This window comes from Streptomyces sp. NPDC050085, from assembly GCF_044460595.1.
Lineage (GTDB): Bacteria > Actinomycetota > Actinomycetes > Streptomycetales > Streptomycetaceae > Streptomyces.
The window spans coordinates 636,553-651,650 of record NZ_JBITJZ010000003.1 but is presented as its reverse complement, the minus strand read 5'-3'; the positions used below and the strand labels follow the sequence as shown (position 1 = coordinate 651,650).

Here is a 15,098-nt window from a genome sequence, read left to right as displayed (position 1 = left end):
TCGGCACATTTTTGGTAAATAGGCGCCACGTCCGGCCCACCCCTCTTCCCTCTTTCGAACACTCGTACGAAAATGAAGCCATGGCCACCATCGACCGGCACACGCCCCCACCCGCCTCCTCCCGCCCTTCGACCCCTTCGACCCCTTCGCCCCCTTCCGCCGCCCTGGGGACCCTGGCCCTCGCCCACGCCCTGTCCGCCGCGGGCCGCGGATTCGCCGTCTTCCCGCTCTCCCGCACCAAGCTCCCGGCCCTGCCCTCGCCGCACCGAGACGATCCCCCGACGGCCCCGCGCTGCCACGGCGAGTGCGGGCTTCCTGGCCATGGGGTGTACGACGCCACGACCGATCCGCGCCGCATCCGCGCCCTGTTCGGTGCCGCGCCCAGGGCGACCGGATACGGCATCGCGTGCGGTCTGTCGCCGCACCACCTCATCGGCGTCGACCTGGACACCAAGTCCGGTACGGACTCCTCCGCTTCCCTGCGTGAGCTGGCTTTACGGCATCTGTTCACCATCCCCGACACCGTGGTCGTGGCCACCCCGAGCGGTGGCAGGCACCTGTGGCTCTCCGGCCCGCCGGACGTCGTGGTGCCCAACTCAGCGGGCCGCCTCGCCCCCGGCATCGACATCCGCGGCGCCGGCGGCTATCTGGTCGGGCCCGGCTCCCGTACGGAACACGGCGTCTACAGCACGGTGCCCGGTACGGCCCACCTCCGGCCCGCGCCCTGCCCACCGGCGCTCCTACGGCTGCTCACGCCCCCTCCGCGCACGCACCACCCCGCCTCCGACCACACCGGCCAACACGGCGCCGGCCTGGTGCAGTTCGTCCTCGGCGCTCATGAAGGGCAGCGCAACACGCGCCTGTTCTGGGCCGCCTGCCGCGCGTACGAGAACGGCATCGGCGGCACGCTCGCCGACGCCTTGACGGATGCCGCGGTGCGCACGGGCCTGACAGAGCGGGAGGCACGGGCGACGATCGCGTCGGCGGCACGGGTGGCCACGCGCGCGTAGAGCGGCAGAAGGGAAAGTGACGGCGGCCGGACGGGCCCCGGGCCGGGCCGGGCCTGTCAGTGCGCGGTATCCGGCTCGTCGGCCCGCGGCCGCCCGACCGGCGTCGCCGTCCGCTGCTCGCGCGCGATCTCGGGCAGGCGGGCGACCTGCGTGTGCGGAAGGCGGGACACGGGCGCTTCGACGGCGTCGATCATGTACGCGGGGCTCTCGTCGTCGGAGCCGTCGGAGCCGTCGGAGCCGTCGGAGCCGTCGGCATCGTCGGAGGCCAGGAGGCGTGCTCGAGTGACAGTGCCGTCGTCCGCCGCGAGCCAGTAGGCGCTGGGCAGGACCTCTTCGGCGGGGTAGAGGACCACGACCTTTGCGGCACGCGCGAATGCGGCGGCGAGGTCGGCTTCGTCCGGCTGTCGATGGACGCTGTCCTGGACGTAGATGTCCAGTGACACGGTCAGGTCGCCCTGGACCGTTGCCTTCTCGCAGAGCACGAGCGCGTCCCAGTTCCGCAGGTCCTGATCGGTGCGCTCGTCAGCAACGTCGATGTCGTGGACGCGAAGACCCAAGCAGTGGGCGAGTGCCTCGGCGATGTCTGCCTTGCTGAGCGGCTCAACGGTGAGCAGGTTGTACGTCATGGAAAGATCCCGAAGGGGAGCCGAAGGGGAGACACCCACCAACACAAGAGGCGCTCCGCTCCCGGAACGCCTCTTCTGGCCTGCACCTACTGAACTACCGCGGTGGGTGTGGGATTTGAACCCACGGTGACTCGCGCCACGACGGTTTTCAAGACCGTTCCCTTAGGCCGCTCGGGCAACCCACCCCGCGCCCCGCGACAGTCGCAGGACCGTCGAGGCGCGGAACCAGGGTAGCGGGTTCGCGGACGGGGTCCTCAGCTGCTGTCGCCCTTGCGCTCGCCCAGGGTCACGGAGACGGTGTGCTCCTTGCCGTCGCGCGTGTAGGTGAGCTGCACGGAGTCGCCCGGCTTGTGCGTCCAGATCTGGCCGATCAGCGTCGGGCCGGAGTCGACCACGGTGTCGTCGAGCTTCGTGATGACGTCGCCGGGCTTGAGGCCCGCCTTGTCCGCAGGACCGTTCGCCGTGACCGCCGCGGAGCCGCCGGCGCCCTGCTCGGTGATCTTCGCGCCGCCGGTGCCCTCTTCCATGGAGACCGTCGCGCCGATCACCGGGTAGACCGGCTGGCCGGTCTTGATGAGCTGCTGGGCGACCATGTTGGCCTGGTTGATCGGGATGGCGAAGCCGAGGCCGATGGAACCGGCCTGGCCCGAGCCGCCGAGGCCGCCGCTGGAGGCGGACTGGATGGCGGAGTTGATGCCGATCACGTTCCCGTTGCCGTCGAGCAGCGGGCCGCCGGAGTTGCCCGGGTTGATCGACGCGTCGGTCTGCAGGGCGCTCATGTACGAGGCCTTGCTGCCGCTCGAACCGTCGCTGGAGGCCACCGGGCGGTCCTTGGCCGAGATGATGCCCGTGGTCACCGTGTTCGACAGGCCGAAGGGCGCGCCGATCGCGATGGTCGAGTCGCCCACGGCGACCTTGTCGGAGTTGCCGAGGGTGAGGGGCTTGAGGTTGTTCGGCGCGTTCTTCAGCTTGATGACCGCAACGTCGTAGCCCTGTGCGTGGCCGATCACCTCGGCGTCGTATTTCTTGCCGTTCGAGAACGTCGCCGACAGCTTGCCGCCGTCGACGGCCTCCGCCACCACGTGGTTGTTGGTGAGGATGTGGCCTTCCTTGTCGTACACGAAGCCGGTGCCGGTGCCACCCTCCCCGTTGCTCCCCTCGGCCTCGATGGTGACCGTGCTGGGCAGCGCCTTGGCGGCCACCGCCGCGACGGTGCCCGGGTCGCGCTTGAGGTCGGCCGGGTTGGAGGCGGAGACGGTCGTCGAGCCGGTGCCCGAGTCGTCGTTCCGGTCCGCGGCCCAGTAGCCGACGCCACCGCCGACGGCGCCCGCGATCAGGGCGGCCGCGATGACTCCGGCGACGAGACCGCCACGCCCGCTCGGCTTCGGCTGCGGAGGCTGGTACGAGGCACCCCACGAGGAGCCGCCGCCCCCGCCCGAGGCGTACGACGGAACGGCCGGCGGCGGAGGCGGCCACTCGCCGGCAGGCGCGGAGCCGGAAGGAACGGGGTGATCTGAAGGAGCAGGGTGGCCCGAAGGCGCAGGGCCCGAAGGAGCGGCGGCACCCGGAGTGCCGGCGACGCCCGCGTCACCGCCCGTACCGGCACCGGCAGCCGCCGGCGCGCCGTGGTCGACGGCCACCGGTGCCTGGCTCACCGTGTCGTACCCGGTGCCTTCGGGCGCCGACGGCGCGGCCCCGGCCGGGGTCTGCTCGGGAGCAGCAGGAGCGTCCACCGGCACGGGAGGTGCGGACGGGGCCGGGGGAACCGCAGTGCCCTCGTTCTCGGTGCTCACAGCTTTCTCTCCTCGATCCACGGCTTGATGTCGCCGGTCCGGCTCATCAGGGTGCCCAATCATCCTCGAGCACTCCTCAATCATTTTCTGTCTCTACAGCGGCGCTTGGCCGACCACTGTCACTCGCCGGTCCGGCATGGTCCTGTCACGGTCCAGTCGTGCTGTCGTACGGGTTCAGCTTTTCCCATGCGGTGTCAGAGCACCGTAAGGCGATCCTGTGCGTCCGTGGCCATCCTTTATGCCGGGTGAAACGGACGCATCCGCTGGGCCGAACTTTCTCCCCGGCCCGCTCCGCGGTGGCACCATGACGCGGTGACCCTCGCACGACAGCAACGCATCCAGGTCGTCGCCCACCGCGGTGCCTCGGAGGACGCCCCCGAGCACACGCTGGCCGCTTACAAGAAGGCGATCGAGGACGGCGCCGACGCCCTCGAGTGCGACGTACGGCTCACGGCGGACGGCCATCTCGTCTGCGTGCACGACCGTCGCGTCAACCGTACGTCGAACGGCCGTGGGGCAGTCTCGGCCCTGGAACTCGCGGATCTGGCCGCCCTCGACTTCGGCTCCTGGAAGGACCGCGAGGAGGGCCCCGACTGGGCGACCGGCGCGGCCGACACCTCCGTGCTCACTCTGGAACGGCTCCTGGAGCTGGTCTCCGACGCGGGCCGCCGGGTCGAGCTCGCCATCGAGACGAAACACCCCACCCGTTGGGCGGGCCAGGTCGAGGAGCGGCTGCTGCTCCTGCTCAAGCGATTCGGCTTGGACGCGCCCCCTCCGGACGAGCCCTCACCGGTACGGGTGATGAGTTTTTCGGCCCGTTCCCTGTCGCGCGTACACGAGGCGTCGCCGACTCTGCCGACCGTCTATTTGATGCAGTTCGTCTCGCCCCGCCACCGTGAGGGCCGCCTCCCCAAAGGGGTGGGCATCGCAGGTCCCGGCATCCGGATCGTGCGCAACCATCCCGCGTACATCGAGAAGCTCACGCGCGCGGGCCACCAGGTTCACGTGTGGACGGTGAACGAACCCGCGGACGTCGACCTCTGCGTGCGCCTCGGTGTCGACGCGATCATCACCAACCGTCCCGCCGCGGTGCTCCGCCAGCTCGGCAAGGGCTGATTCCGGCCACCTTTGCCCCGAGCCGTCACAGGGAGTGCTCCGGCGCGTTCGGTCCGTATTCGATCGTTACGAGTGCGTCACCAGGCATGGATTGGCCGGTTTCCGGTCCAGTCCATTGGGGCATTCACACCGTGGCGTGGGGCAAAGGAGGTCTCGGGGGTGGCGTTGGTGGTGGCACAGGAGGTGCCCGCGTCGTCGAGCATGGCCGTACCCCATGGCCCTGCGGGCGTGGGCAAGGCAAGACACCGGATGCGTGATCAGCTGCGCAGCAGCGGGGTCGCGGAATCGGTCGTCGACGACGCGGTCCTGATCCTTTCCGAACTGCTCAGCAATGCCTGCCGGCACGGCAGGCCGCTCGGCGACGACCTGGCGGGCGACGGGGACGTACGAGCCGCATGGCGCGTGGACGACCGGGGCTGTCTCACGGTCGAGGTGACGGACGGCGGCGGTCCGACCCGCCCGGTTCCGGCCACGCCGTCGGTCACCGCGCACGGCGGCCGCGGGCTCAACATCATCACGGCGCTCGCCGACGACTGGGGCGTGCGGGACGACGCGCGCGGCGAGGTGACCGTCTGGGTCGTCGTGCACAAGGACGTGCACGCCGACGGACGTGCGGACGGGCACGCGGATGGGCAGGCCCGGGCGGCGGCGCACCGCCGCGAGGACTTCGCCACCCGCATCGTGGCACCACCGGTCTCGGACCTCGCGGCCCTCGACTTCGCGGACGCCTACGACGACCTGGGCTGAACGCCGTTTCGCACAGGGCACTTGGACCGAATCCCACCCTTGTCGGTACGAGCGGCTAGGCTCGCGCCCGTACGTACGAGAGCCGTATCCGGGAGACACCCAAGATGGCCAAGAAGCGCCCCCAGACCAAGGGCAAGCCGCAAGTCACCAGTGGAGAGATCCCGGTTGTGGGTGCGCGGGAGCCCTGCCCCTGCGGCAGCGGCCGCCGCTACAAGGCGTGCCACGGCCGGGAGGCCGCGCACGCGGTGACCGAGCTGGTGCAGCGTCCCTTCGAGGGCCTCGCCGGCGAGGGCGACTGGGTCGCGCTGCGCGAGCTGGTGCCCGCGGCGACCGTCGAGCTGCCCCTGAAGGACGCGCTGCCCGAGGGCGTCCCTTCGGTCACCCTCGCCACCGTGCTGCCGATGGCCTGGCCCGCGCTGCGCCGCGACGACGGCTCGGTCCTGCTCGGCCTGCAGAACGACACGTCGTCGGGCGACATCAGCCGCGACCTGGCCGACACCCTGCTGCGCGCCCTGGAGGCCGAGCCGGGCAGCCCGGTGCAGTCGCGCCGCGCCCCCGCCGACGGCCCGCGCCTGCAGGACGTCCTCGACCCGAAGGGCGCTTTCGAGCCGGTCGTGCACACGGGCTTCGAATTCTGGGTCCCCGACTCGGAGAACGCGTCGACGGAGGTCACCGCCTCCCTGGAGCGGGCGAACGCCGCGGCGATCCCGACCGTGAAGCTCTCCGGCGTGGACAGCGCCTACTGGTGCGAGACGCCGGACAAGAATCACCTCCGGTGGGTCATGCCGCACGCGGAGGAGAAGCTCCTCGACGCGCTCGCGCGCCTGCACGCCGCGGGCACGTCCTCGCTCGGCGAGGGCACGCGCCTCGTGGGCTCGTTCCGGGCGCACGGCCTGACGGTTCCGGTGTGGGACCTGCCCAGCTCGGTGCGGGCCGAGGACGTCGAGAAGCCCGCCGCCGAGTTCGCCGAGCGGCTCGCCGCCGCGCTGGCCGCGGACGCTCCGCTGACCGCGGACGAGCGTCGCGCGCGCGGTGGACTCACCAACCGACAGGTGACGCTCAGCTGACGCACAGGGAAGGCGCTCCCACTGACCGACCGGTCAGCCCCCTGAGCTCCGGAAACCCCTCTCGGAATGGGTGACTCCGGTCACAACTCCCAGTAGTTGCAGGTAAATCCATGTCCGAATAGAAGAGATCGAATTTGCTAACTGCCGATCTCTTGTTACCGTTCAAGTAGCCCGGTTGCTGGTGCATCCCCCGTCGCCAGCAACCGGGCGTTTTCATGCCCGAAACCGCCGGGCGCCCCTCAACGCCCGTACGTGGGCGCGGAGTTGCTCCCCGAGCGCAGCAGCAGGGGCCCGGCGTCGCCGGCCGCGAACTCCGCCACCGCGGCGTACTGCGCGAGCTCTCCCCGGCTCGCTCCCCGCGGCGTCTCGCACAGCTCCGGCTCGTCCTCGGCCCCCACCACGCAATTGATCTGCACCGTGCGTCCGCCGGGCGCCATGAGCGTCAGTACGGCGCTCAACTCCTCGCCCGTCGTGTTCCGGTAGTACGTGCGCGCCCAGGTGTCCCGCCCCTGCCGCAGCACACAGGTCTGCGCCTCGATGCCTTCGGGAGAGGCTAGTTGGGGACCGCAGTGGGCGGCGGTGGCAAGGCCCAGGTCGGCGAGGAGGGTGGACGACGGACGGCCCGACGAGGCGCCGGTACTGGCACCAGCACCAGCCGCCTTGTCGTCGACCTTGTCGGCCGCACCCGCCGACCCGGCCCGCTGCGTCTTCTGTGTCCCCTGCAGCTTCTCCGCGGTCTCCGCCTTCTCGGCGGAGGGCCTCGCGGGCCCGTCGTCCACGGGCCCCGCGGACGCGCCCGCCAGGGGCAGCGCGGCGGTCAGCACCACCACGGCGAGGAGTCCGAACAGACGGAGGCGCGAAGGGGACCTCCCCCGCTCGGTTCCGTTCGAGAACTCGGGGGAGGGTGGTGCGGGAGGCATGCGCCGAAGATATCGGCGCACACCTCTCGGGGCGGCTCGCAGCGCGCCCGATTCCGCTACATCTCGGGTGCGCTCACACCCGTACGAGTGAGAGCGTCCACGACCGCGTCCACCACGGCCTCCACATCGGGCGCCCAGGGCGCCGCCGAACCGGGCAGCGGCGCGCGCTCCCAGCGGACCTGGCCCGCGCCCGTGGCGGACGGCGGCAGCGCGATGTAGCCGCCCTCGCCGTGGAAGCGGAGCGAGCCGGGCACGAAGTCCTTGGCGTACAGCAGCTCGCCGAGCTGCTCCAAGGAGTACGGCGCCACGAGGAGGAACAGCCGCTCCGGCGTCGCGATCACCGGACCGAGCCGGACGTCGGCGCGGTCGAGCGCCGCGAGTGCCCGGGCGCCCGCGACGGCGGGCAGGCTCACGGCGCAGGGCGCACGCCCCCCGGAGGCCCCGGACGAGGCGCCCGTCGCGAGCACGATCGGAGCTCCGGGCCTGTTGGTCCACCACCAGCGGACCATCCGCTCGTCGGTCGTCGCGGTGAGCAGTCCCGGGTCGAAGGGGTGCGCACCGGGCACCGTGCACTCCGGGTCCGGGCAGGCGCAGCGGACACCGTCGCGGCGGCCCGCCGCCGCGAGCCCTATGCCCGGCAGAACCGGCCACTGCCACGCTGTCGCGAACGTGAGGGCCGCGCTGATCAGGTCAGACTTCCCGTTGTCACGCCTGGACAGGAGCCTGCGTCGCCTTCCGAGGATCTCGCGCATGAGCGCTCGTTCCTTTCCGTTGAACGCCGAGGGCCACATCACACCATGTGTCGATCAGTCACTGCGCGTACGTGCTGGAGCGCCCGACCTCAGCCAGAGCTGCCGGCCTGAGGCAAGGGGAACCCCTATAGTCCGAGCGCCTGCTGTGTCCTTTAAAAGCCTGGCGTGGGGTGGCGGCGCCTGGCGTTTGCCGTCCCGCGTATTTCTCGCCGCCTCCCCCACGGGAGGATGGGGCACGGTCGTCGATGGTTATGACGCCCGGGTCCGTCGCCAGGTTCCGGGTGGATCCCAACTGCCCCTGGTCTTCTCCGAGTACGTACCCACCGCGACCGCTATGACGCTCTGTCGACCACAGCTGAACAATGCCAGTCGACCCCAATATGCCGTTCCCTGAGTCAGTTTTTGGCCAACTTAGAACGGTGTGGAACGGCCTAGAACAGAGGGGGAACAGAGATCGCATTACCTCAGAAGCCACTTGAGCACCATGGACACCAGGAATCCCAGCAGGACAATGCTGGACATCCCCTCTCCAGTGCGTGTAGATGTGGAGACATTGCTGGCGACGCAGAATGACATGGGGGTTTGCGATGCTATTGAGCAATATGCGCCGACCGGAAAGCCGGCAGTCATGACAACCCCGCACTTGCCGAAAGTGGCCGGAATCGATTCCCCTCCTGGACAGGTTCCCCCACCCGCACACACCGTCTCGCCCGCGCCCGCGGTGTCACCGGTCGCGCCCGCACCAGCGGCCCCCACCGCCGTGATCCAGGACAGGCTCGCCGGCTGGGTCTCCGACCTCACGACCCTGCACGAACTCACGGAACGACTGGCCCGCACGGCAGCACTCGAGGACGCACTGCACGAACTGCTGCGCGCCGGAGCCGCCTTGGTGGGCGCCCGGCGCGGTCTTGTCGTCCTGGAGCCCGCCGACGGACTCGGCCCCGACACCACGGTCGGCCTCGGCCTGTCCCGCCCCGACCTCGGCCACATCGAGACGGTGCCGCGCGGCGCGACGTCGTACGGGCGGATCCTCGACGGTTTCAGCACCGAGGACGAGGCCCGCGCCGACCTGCTCGCCGAGGACGGCCTCGACCCGCGCCACCGCGAGGTCGCCGCGCGCCTGGGCTACGCCGCGAGCTACGCACTGCCGCTGGCCACCGACGAGGCGGGCCGCCTCGGTGCCGCGGTCTGGCTCTACGACGAGCCCGCCGAACCCGTGGAGCGCCAGCGCCACCTCATCGGCCTGTACGCGCGCTACGCCACCGAGCACCTGGCCCGCCTCCTCGAACTGGAGCGCACGCGCGCGTGGTCGCGCACGATGGCCGACGAACTGCTGCCCGCCCGGCTGCCCCGCGTCGCGGGCGTCCAGCTCGCCGTCCGCCACCGCACCGGACCGCGCGGCGGTGGCGACTGGTACGACGCCCTGCCGCTGCCCGAGGGCGCGCTCGGCCTCGCCGTCGGCTCGGTCACCGGGTCCGGCGCGAGCGCGGTCGCCGCGATGGGCCGCCTTCGCGCGTCCCTGCGGGCGTACGCGGTGATGGAGGGCGAGGACCCGGTCGCGGTGCTGTCCGACCTGGAACTACTCCTTCGGCTGACCGAGCCGGCCCGCAGCGCGACCGCCCTGTTCGCGTACTGCGAGCCCGCCCAGCGCAAGATCGTCCTCGCCGGTGCCGGGCACAGCCCGCCGCTGGTGATCGGCGAGCGGCGCACGGAGTTCGCGGAGACCACCCTGTCCGCGCCGCTCGGGATGCTCGCCTGCTGGGAGGCGCCGAGCGTGGAGATCACGCCGGAGCCGGGCGAGACCGTGCTGCTGTACACGGACGGCCTGCTGCACCGCACCGGCGACCCCATGGACCGCGCCTTCGCCCGGCTGCACGCGGCCGCCTCCAGCGTCCCGAAGGCGATTCGCGACGACCCGGGCTCGATCGCCGACCACGTGCTGCGCGCGGTGCTGCCGGACGGGCTCGACGCGGTCGACAGCGACGAGGACGTCGTCCTCCTCGCCGCGCGTTTCGAGTGACCTCCTGGAGCTGTGCGTAACAGGCCCTCCGCCCCTGGACCCCCTTCCGTACGCTCGTACGATGGAGGGGGTCCACTGCCATATCAGGCCATACCCAGGTCATTCCAAACGGGCCCGCGTCGAGGAGGAACCGTGTCGGAGGAGCTCACCCCGGAGACCCCGGAGAACGAGACCGAAGAGCCCATCAAGCAGCGCAAGAACGGGCTCTACCCGGGTGTGTCCGACGAGCTCGCCGAGAACATGAAGTCCGGCTGGGCCGACACCGAGCTGCACGACCTGCAGCCGATCGCGCAGGCCGCCGAGACCGCCGCCCGCCGCGCCGCGCTGTCCGCCCGCTTCCCGGGCGAGCGCCTCGTCGTGCCCGCGGGCAACCTCAAGACGCGCTCGAACGACACGGAGTACGCCTTCCGCGCCTCCGTCGAATACGCGTACCTGACCGGCAACCAGACCGAGGACGGCGTCCTCGTCATGGAGCCGACCGCCGACGGCCACAAGGCGACGATCTACCTCCTGCCGCGCTCGAACCGGGAGAACGGCGAGTTCTGGCTCGGCGGCGACGGCGAGCTGTGGGTCGGGCGCCGGCACTCCCTGACCGAGGCCGAGAAGCTGTACGGCATCCCCGCCTCCGACGTGCGCGAGCTCGCCGCCGCGCTGCGCGAGGCCACCGGCCCGGTGCGCGTGGTGCGCGGCTACGACGCCGGCATCGAGTCCGCCCTGACCGACAAGGTCACCGCGGAGCGCGACGAGGAGCTGCGGGTCTTCCTCTCCGAGGCGCGGATCGTGAAGGACGCGTTTGAGATCGGCGAGCTGCAGAAGGCCGTCGACTCGACGGTGCGCGGCTTCGAGGACGTCGTGAAGGTCCTCGACAAGGCCGAGGCGACCAGCGAGCGCTACATCGAGGGCACGTTCTTCCTCCGCGCGCGCGTGGAGGGCAACGACATCGGCTACGGCTCGATCTGCGCCGCGGGCCCGCACGCCTGCACGCTGCACTGGGTGCGCAACGACGGCCCGGTCCGCTCCGGCGACCTGCTCCTCCTGGACGCGGGCGTGGAGACGCACACGTACTACACCGCGGACGTCACGCGCACGCTGCCGATCAACGGCACGTACAGCGAGATCCAGCGCAAGATCTACGACGCGGTGTACGAGGCCCAGGAGGCCGGCATCGCGGCCGTCAAGCCCGGCGGCAAGTACCGCGACTTCCACGACGCCGCGCAGCGCGTGCTCGCCGAGAAGCTCGTCGAGTGGGGCCTGGTCGAGGGTCCGGTCGAGCGCGTCCTGGAGCTGGGTCTGCAGCGCCGCTGGACCCTGCACGGCACCGGCCACATGCTCGGCATGGACGTCCACGACTGCGCGGCCGCGCGGACCGAGGCGTACGTGGACGGCACGCTGGAGCCCGGCATGTGCCTCACCGTCGAGCCGGGCCTGTACTTCCAGGCCGACGACCTGACGGTTCCCGAGGAGTACCGCGGCATCGGCGTCCGCATCGAGGACGACATCCTGGTCACCGAGGACGGCAATAAGAACCTGTCGGCGGGCCTGCCGCGGCAGGCTGACGAGGTCGAGGCGTGGATGGCCCGTTTGAAGGGCTGATCGACGACATGGTGAAGAGGGCCGCGACCTATGGGTGCGGCCCTCTTCTGCTGCGCACAGGTGTGTACAAGGAGCTCAAGGAGCACAGGGAGACCCGTATGACGTCCGTGGAGCTGAGCGGCGTACCCGAAACGCTGCTGTGGAACCTGTACCACCGCGCCTTCGAAGCGGCGCAGCCCAGGCCGGTACTCGAGGACCCGAAGGCCGTCGAGCTCGTCGAGCGGATCGGCTACCCCTTCGGGGAGACGTTCGGCCCGGTGAACCCGCTGCTCGCACATGGGCAGGCGCTGCGCGTGCGCACCTTCGACGACGCGGTACGGGACTTCCTGGCCACCCACCCGGACGGCACCGTCGTCTCGCTCGCCGAGGGCCTGGAGACGCAGTTCTGGCGCGTGGACAACGGCCGGGCACGGTGGCTGTGCGTCGAACTGCCGGAGACCGCCGCGGTGCGGGAGAAGCTGCTGCCGCGCGGCGACCGGCAGCGCCTGCTCGCACAGTCGGCCCTCGACCTGTCGTGGCGCGACGAGGTGGACGCGTCGAAGGGCGTGCTGATCACCGCGCAGGGGCTGCTGATGTATCTGCGTCCTACGGAGGTACGGGAGTTGATCGCGGGCTGCGCCGAGCGGTTCGGCGGCGGGGCGCTGGTCTTCGACGCGGTGCCGCGCTGGTTCGGCGAGCGCACGCTGCGCGGGGAGATGCGTACGAAGCAGGGGTACGTCACGCCCGCGATGCCGTGGAGCCTGAACGCGGGGGAGCTGCAGAAGGTGCGTACGGCCCATCCGGCGATCAGCGAGGTGCGGGAACTGCCACTGCCGCGCGGCCGGGGCTCCTACTACGGGACGCTCGCGCCGGTCATCGGGAAGGTGCCCGCACTGCGGAACATGCGGCCCACTATGACGGCTATTGCGCGCTTTAAGTAAACGTGCGTCCTACGTCCTACGTCCTACGTAGGCGTGCGCATGAGGTCACACCGCCAGCAGCGGCATGTCCTTCTTCCACTTGAGGATCTTGTCGAAGCTGACCACCGCGCCGCCCCTGCCGGGCTTGTTCACGACGCGTACGTGGTCGGCGAGTTCATGGATGAGGCACAGGCCACGGCCGCTCTCGGCGTCGTCCGGCGCCGGGCGCAGTGTCGGGTGGACGCTCACTGAGGCGAAACCCGGGCCGGAATCGGCGACTTCGATGCGGCACGTCTCGCCGTCCAGGTAGGCGGTGACCCGGTAGGCGCTGGATCGCTCGCTCGGTGCCGTGCCGCCGCCGTGCTCGACCGCGTTCGCACAGGCCTCGCTGAGGGCGACCGACAGGTCGTAGGAGATGTCCGGGTCGACGCCCGCGGTCTCCATGGTGCCGATGAGGAGGCGCCGGGCGAGCGGCACGCTCGCAGCCTCGCGCCGCAGATGGAGGGACCACCAGATGCTCATGCTCCAGCCTCCTGGCCACGGCTCGACATACCGATACGTATTGCCGCCATCGACCCTGTGCAATCCAGGAGTTGACGTGATACCGCCCATACGGCCGACGCGGACGGGCCGCCCGAGGCTGTAAAGGAGATTCCAGACCTTGCGGACCTGCCGTATGGGACGGGTAAGGCCAGTGGGATGATGAGCCCGCCATGTCTGCCCCCCACACGCGCAAGGCGCACAGCTCGGCCGATCTGAGGCTGCTGAGGGCCGCGGTGTTCGCCGCGGTCTGCGTCGTGCTGTCCGCGGCGGGGCACGTCCTCGGTTCGACCGCCACCGTCCCGCTGTGGACGCTGGGGCTCGGCTTCCTGGTCGTCTTCTGCGTGGCCGCTCCGCTGGCCGGCCGCGAGCGGTCGCTGCTCGGCATCGCCGCCACTCTGGGGCTCGGGCAGATCGGCCTGCACTGCCTCTTCGGGCTCGGGCAGCACGGCGCCATGACGATGGACACCGGGGATTCCGTCGTCCAGCGGGCGGCGCGGCTGATGTGCGGGGCGGGTGCCTCGACGCTCAGCCCGGCACAGGCGCAGCGCATCCTCGACGACTCGGGCCTGCCCTCCGGGGGCGCTCACCAGGACATGGCGGGCATGACCGGCGCCCCGATGCCGATGCTGCCGTCCCTGCCGATGCTCATCGGGCACCTGTTGGCCGCGGTCTGCGCAGGGTGGCTGCTGCGCCACGGCGATCTGGCCCTCGGCCGGATCGCGCGGCTGTCGAGGGTCTCAGCACGCGGGGTCGCGGAAGGGGCGCTCGTCCGTTCCCTGCGCGCGGCGTTCGCTCTCGTACGAGCCCTGCGAGCGGGCCTTCCCGGCGCGCCCGAGGCACTCGCGTGTGCGCCCCGCGCCGGGTTCCCCGCGCCACCCGTACTGCGGGCGGCGGCGCTTCAGCACTCCGTGAACCGGCGCGGGCCGCCCGCCGCCGACGCGTTCCGTCTCGCTGCCTGACACAGCATCCGTACTCCACCGCGACCGTGTGGTCCCGCGTGGGTGAGGCGTGCTGTGCGGCACGCGCGCGTAGCCGCTTTTTCTCCGCATACGTAGGCGTGGGTTCTGCCTGCGCGCATCAGTGCGGTGTTCTCGCGGACGCGCCTCTCACCCTTCGCTGAATCCCGCTGAACGTGGAGTTCTTTCTGCCATGAAGAAGATGTCCCGCGCCGCTCTCGTCGGTGCCGCCGCTGTCTCCTCCGTCGTCCTCGTCTCCGCTCCCGCCTTCGCGCACGTGAGCGTGCAGCCGGAGGGCGCTGCCGCCAAGGGCGGGTACGCCGTCGTGGACTTCAAGGTCCCGAACGAGCGCGACGACGCCGCGACCACCAAGCTCGAGGTCACCTTCCCGACCGACCACCCGCTCGCCTCCGTGATGCCGCAGCCCATCCCGGGCTGGAAGGCCGAGGTCACCAAGTCCAAGCTGGACAAGCCGCTGGAGATGCACGGCGAGAAGATCACCGAGGCCGTCTCCAAGGTGACCTGGACCGCGACCGGTTCGGGCGCCGACAAGGGCGTCCGGCCGGGCTTCTTCCAGAAGTTCCCGGTGTCCATCGGCCAGCTGCCGACCGACGCCGACGAGCTCGTCTTCAAGGCGATCCAGACGTACGACAACAAGGAGGTCGTGCGCTGGATCGAGCCGCAGCAGAAGGGCCAGGAGGAGCCGGAGAACCCGGCGCCCACGCTCGAGCTGACGGCCGCCACCGACGACGAGCACGGCGCGTCCGGCGCCTCCTCCGACGACAAGAAGGAGGCCGCGGCGGCCTCCTCGGACACGTCTTCCGACAGCTCCGACAGTGACACCACCGCCCGCGTCCTCGGCATCGTCGGCATCGTCGTCGGCATCGCCGGTGTGGCGTTCGGCGTCATGGCGGGCCGTCGGCGTACCAACAGCTGAGCCACCCTCGGCCGGGGGCCGGGGGGGGGGGGGGGGCCCCCCCCCCCGCCCGCCCCCCCCCCCCCGGGGCAAATTTTTATGCCCCACAACAACCAGATTGGGCAGAACAACCCGCCACC

General features: G+C 70.9%; 14 protein-coding genes and 1 tRNA gene. 9 read left to right on the top strand and 6 right to left on the bottom strand.

All coding sequences use genetic code 11. The features are described from left to right. Window positions 1–80 precede the first annotated feature (80 nt). Entirely contained in the window at window positions 81–1,010 is a 930-nt protein-coding gene (locus tag ACIBUY_RS15410; RefSeq protein WP_399152804.1) for a bifunctional DNA primase/polymerase, read from the top strand. A gap of 56 nt (window positions 1,011–1,066) precedes the next feature. On the opposite strand, the gene ACIBUY_RS15405 is transcribed toward ACIBUY_RS15410, so the two are convergent. The 3 genes from ACIBUY_RS15405 to ACIBUY_RS15395 all read right to left on the bottom strand — a co-directional run bounded on the left by ACIBUY_RS15405 (window position 1,067) and on the right by ACIBUY_RS15395 (window position 3,429). Beyond that, a complete protein-coding gene (locus tag ACIBUY_RS15405; RefSeq protein WP_399152803.1) occupies window positions 1,067–1,636 on the bottom strand; it encodes a hypothetical protein in 570 nt (189 codons plus the stop codon). 100 nt (window positions 1,637–1,736) lie between these two features. Continuing rightward, a tRNA-Ser gene (locus ACIBUY_RS15400) sits at window positions 1,737–1,821 on the bottom strand. A gap of 69 nt (window positions 1,822–1,890) precedes the next feature. Then, window positions 1,891–3,429 carry a trypsin-like peptidase domain-containing protein gene (locus ACIBUY_RS15395; protein ID WP_399152802.1) on the bottom strand — a complete coding sequence of 513 codons (1,539 nt, stop codon included), beginning with the start codon at window positions 3,427–3,429 and terminating at the stop codon, window positions 1,891–1,893. Between the two features lie 312 nt (window positions 3,430–3,741). Here ACIBUY_RS15395 and ACIBUY_RS15390 point away from each other — a divergent pair, with 312 nt between their 5' ends. The 3 genes from ACIBUY_RS15390 (at window position 3,742) to ACIBUY_RS15380 (ending at window position 6,359) form a co-directional block, all read left to right on the top strand. Beyond that, window positions 3,742–4,545 (top strand): glycerophosphodiester phosphodiesterase, encoded by an 804-nt coding sequence (locus ACIBUY_RS15390; protein WP_365560512.1) that lies wholly within the window; start codon window positions 3,742–3,744, stop codon window positions 4,543–4,545. A 72-nt stretch (window positions 4,546–4,617) separates the two neighbouring features. Beyond that, window positions 4,618–5,292, top strand: coding sequence for an ATP-binding protein (locus ACIBUY_RS15385; RefSeq protein WP_399152801.1), 675 nt, complete (start codon window positions 4,618–4,620; stop codon window positions 5,290–5,292). A gap of 104 nt (window positions 5,293–5,396) precedes the next feature. Continuing rightward, window positions 5,397–6,359: a DUF5926 family protein gene (locus ACIBUY_RS15380; protein ID WP_399152800.1), complete on the top strand. Its 963-nt coding sequence runs from the start codon at window positions 5,397–5,399 to the stop codon at window positions 6,357–6,359. Window positions 6,360–6,598: 239 nt separating this feature from the next. On the opposite strand, the gene ACIBUY_RS15375 is transcribed toward ACIBUY_RS15380, so the two are convergent. Both ACIBUY_RS15375 and ACIBUY_RS15370 read right to left on the bottom strand, forming a co-directional pair. Next, window positions 6,599–7,279 (bottom strand): hypothetical protein, encoded by a 681-nt coding sequence (locus tag ACIBUY_RS15375; protein ID WP_399152799.1) that lies wholly within the window; start codon window positions 7,277–7,279, stop codon window positions 6,599–6,601. 56 nt (window positions 7,280–7,335) lie between these two features. Next, entirely contained in the window at window positions 7,336–8,031 is a 696-nt protein-coding gene (locus tag ACIBUY_RS15370) for a bifunctional DNA primase/polymerase (protein WP_365560503.1), read from the bottom strand. Window positions 8,032–8,542: 511 nt separating this feature from the next. Between ACIBUY_RS15370 and ACIBUY_RS15365 the strand changes: the two genes are divergently transcribed. From ACIBUY_RS15365 to ACIBUY_RS15355, 3 genes are all read left to right on the top strand, one after another. Continuing rightward, the gene (locus tag ACIBUY_RS15365; RefSeq protein WP_399152878.1) at window positions 8,543–10,051 is read left to right on the top strand and encodes a PP2C family protein-serine/threonine phosphatase; all 1,509 of its coding nucleotides are present in this window, start codon (window positions 8,543–8,545) and stop codon (window positions 10,049–10,051) included. Between the two features lie 132 nt (window positions 10,052–10,183). Continuing rightward, window positions 10,184–11,644, top strand: coding sequence for an aminopeptidase P family protein (locus tag ACIBUY_RS15360; protein WP_365560502.1), 1,461 nt, complete (start codon window positions 10,184–10,186; stop codon window positions 11,642–11,644). Between the two features lie 98 nt (window positions 11,645–11,742). Then, window positions 11,743–12,564, top strand: a complete 822-nt coding sequence (locus ACIBUY_RS15355) for a class I SAM-dependent methyltransferase (protein ID WP_399152798.1) — start codon at window positions 11,743–11,745, stop codon at window positions 12,562–12,564. A 45-nt stretch (window positions 12,565–12,609) separates the two neighbouring features. Here ACIBUY_RS15355 and ACIBUY_RS15350 read toward each other — a convergent pair whose 3' ends face one another. Continuing rightward, entirely contained in the window at window positions 12,610–13,065 is a 456-nt protein-coding gene (locus tag ACIBUY_RS15350) for an ATP-binding protein (protein ID WP_365560497.1), read from the bottom strand. Between the two features lie 191 nt (window positions 13,066–13,256). Between ACIBUY_RS15350 and ACIBUY_RS15345 the strand changes: the two genes are divergently transcribed. Together ACIBUY_RS15345 and ACIBUY_RS15340 are read left to right on the top strand one after the other, a co-directional pair. Beyond that, window positions 13,257–14,045, top strand: coding sequence for a hypothetical protein (locus ACIBUY_RS15345; protein WP_399152797.1), 789 nt, complete (start codon window positions 13,257–13,259; stop codon window positions 14,043–14,045). 190 nt (window positions 14,046–14,235) lie between these two features. After that, window positions 14,236–14,979, top strand: a complete 744-nt coding sequence (locus tag ACIBUY_RS15340) for a YcnI family protein (RefSeq protein ID WP_365560492.1) — start codon at window positions 14,236–14,238, stop codon at window positions 14,977–14,979. The last annotated feature ends 119 nt before the right edge of the window (window positions 14,980–15,098 follow it).

Bases quoted from the DNA above. Each gene is read 5' to 3' on its own strand.
- ACIBUY_RS15410 (WP_399152804.1), top strand. From the start codon at position 81: ATGGCCACCATCGACCGGCACACGCCCCCACCCGCCTCCTCCCGCCCT.
- ACIBUY_RS15405 (WP_399152803.1), bottom strand. From the start codon at position 1,636: ATGACGTACAACCTGCTCACCGTTGAGCCGCTCAGCAAGGCAGACATC.
- ACIBUY_RS15380 (WP_399152800.1), top strand. From the start codon at position 5,397: ATGGCCAAGAAGCGCCCCCAGACCAAGGGCAAGCCGCAAGTCACCAGT.
- ACIBUY_RS15375 (WP_399152799.1), bottom strand. From the start codon at position 7,279: ATGCCTCCCGCACCACCCTCCCCCGAGTTCTCGAACGGAACCGAGCGG.
- ACIBUY_RS15370 (WP_365560503.1), bottom strand. From the start codon at position 8,031: ATGCGCGAGATCCTCGGAAGGCGACGCAGGCTCCTGTCCAGGCGTGAC.
- ACIBUY_RS15365 (WP_399152878.1), top strand. From the start codon at position 8,543: ATGCTGGACATCCCCTCTCCAGTGCGTGTAGATGTGGAGACATTGCTG.
- ACIBUY_RS15355 (WP_399152798.1), top strand. From the start codon at position 11,743: ATGACGTCCGTGGAGCTGAGCGGCGTACCCGAAACGCTGCTGTGGAAC.
- ACIBUY_RS15350 (WP_365560497.1), bottom strand. From the start codon at position 13,065: ATGAGCATCTGGTGGTCCCTCCATCTGCGGCGCGAGGCTGCGAGCGTG.
- ACIBUY_RS15345 (WP_399152797.1), top strand. From the start codon at position 13,257: ATGTCTGCCCCCCACACGCGCAAGGCGCACAGCTCGGCCGATCTGAGG.
- ACIBUY_RS15340 (WP_365560492.1), top strand. From the start codon at position 14,236: ATGAAGAAGATGTCCCGCGCCGCTCTCGTCGGTGCCGCCGCTGTCTCC.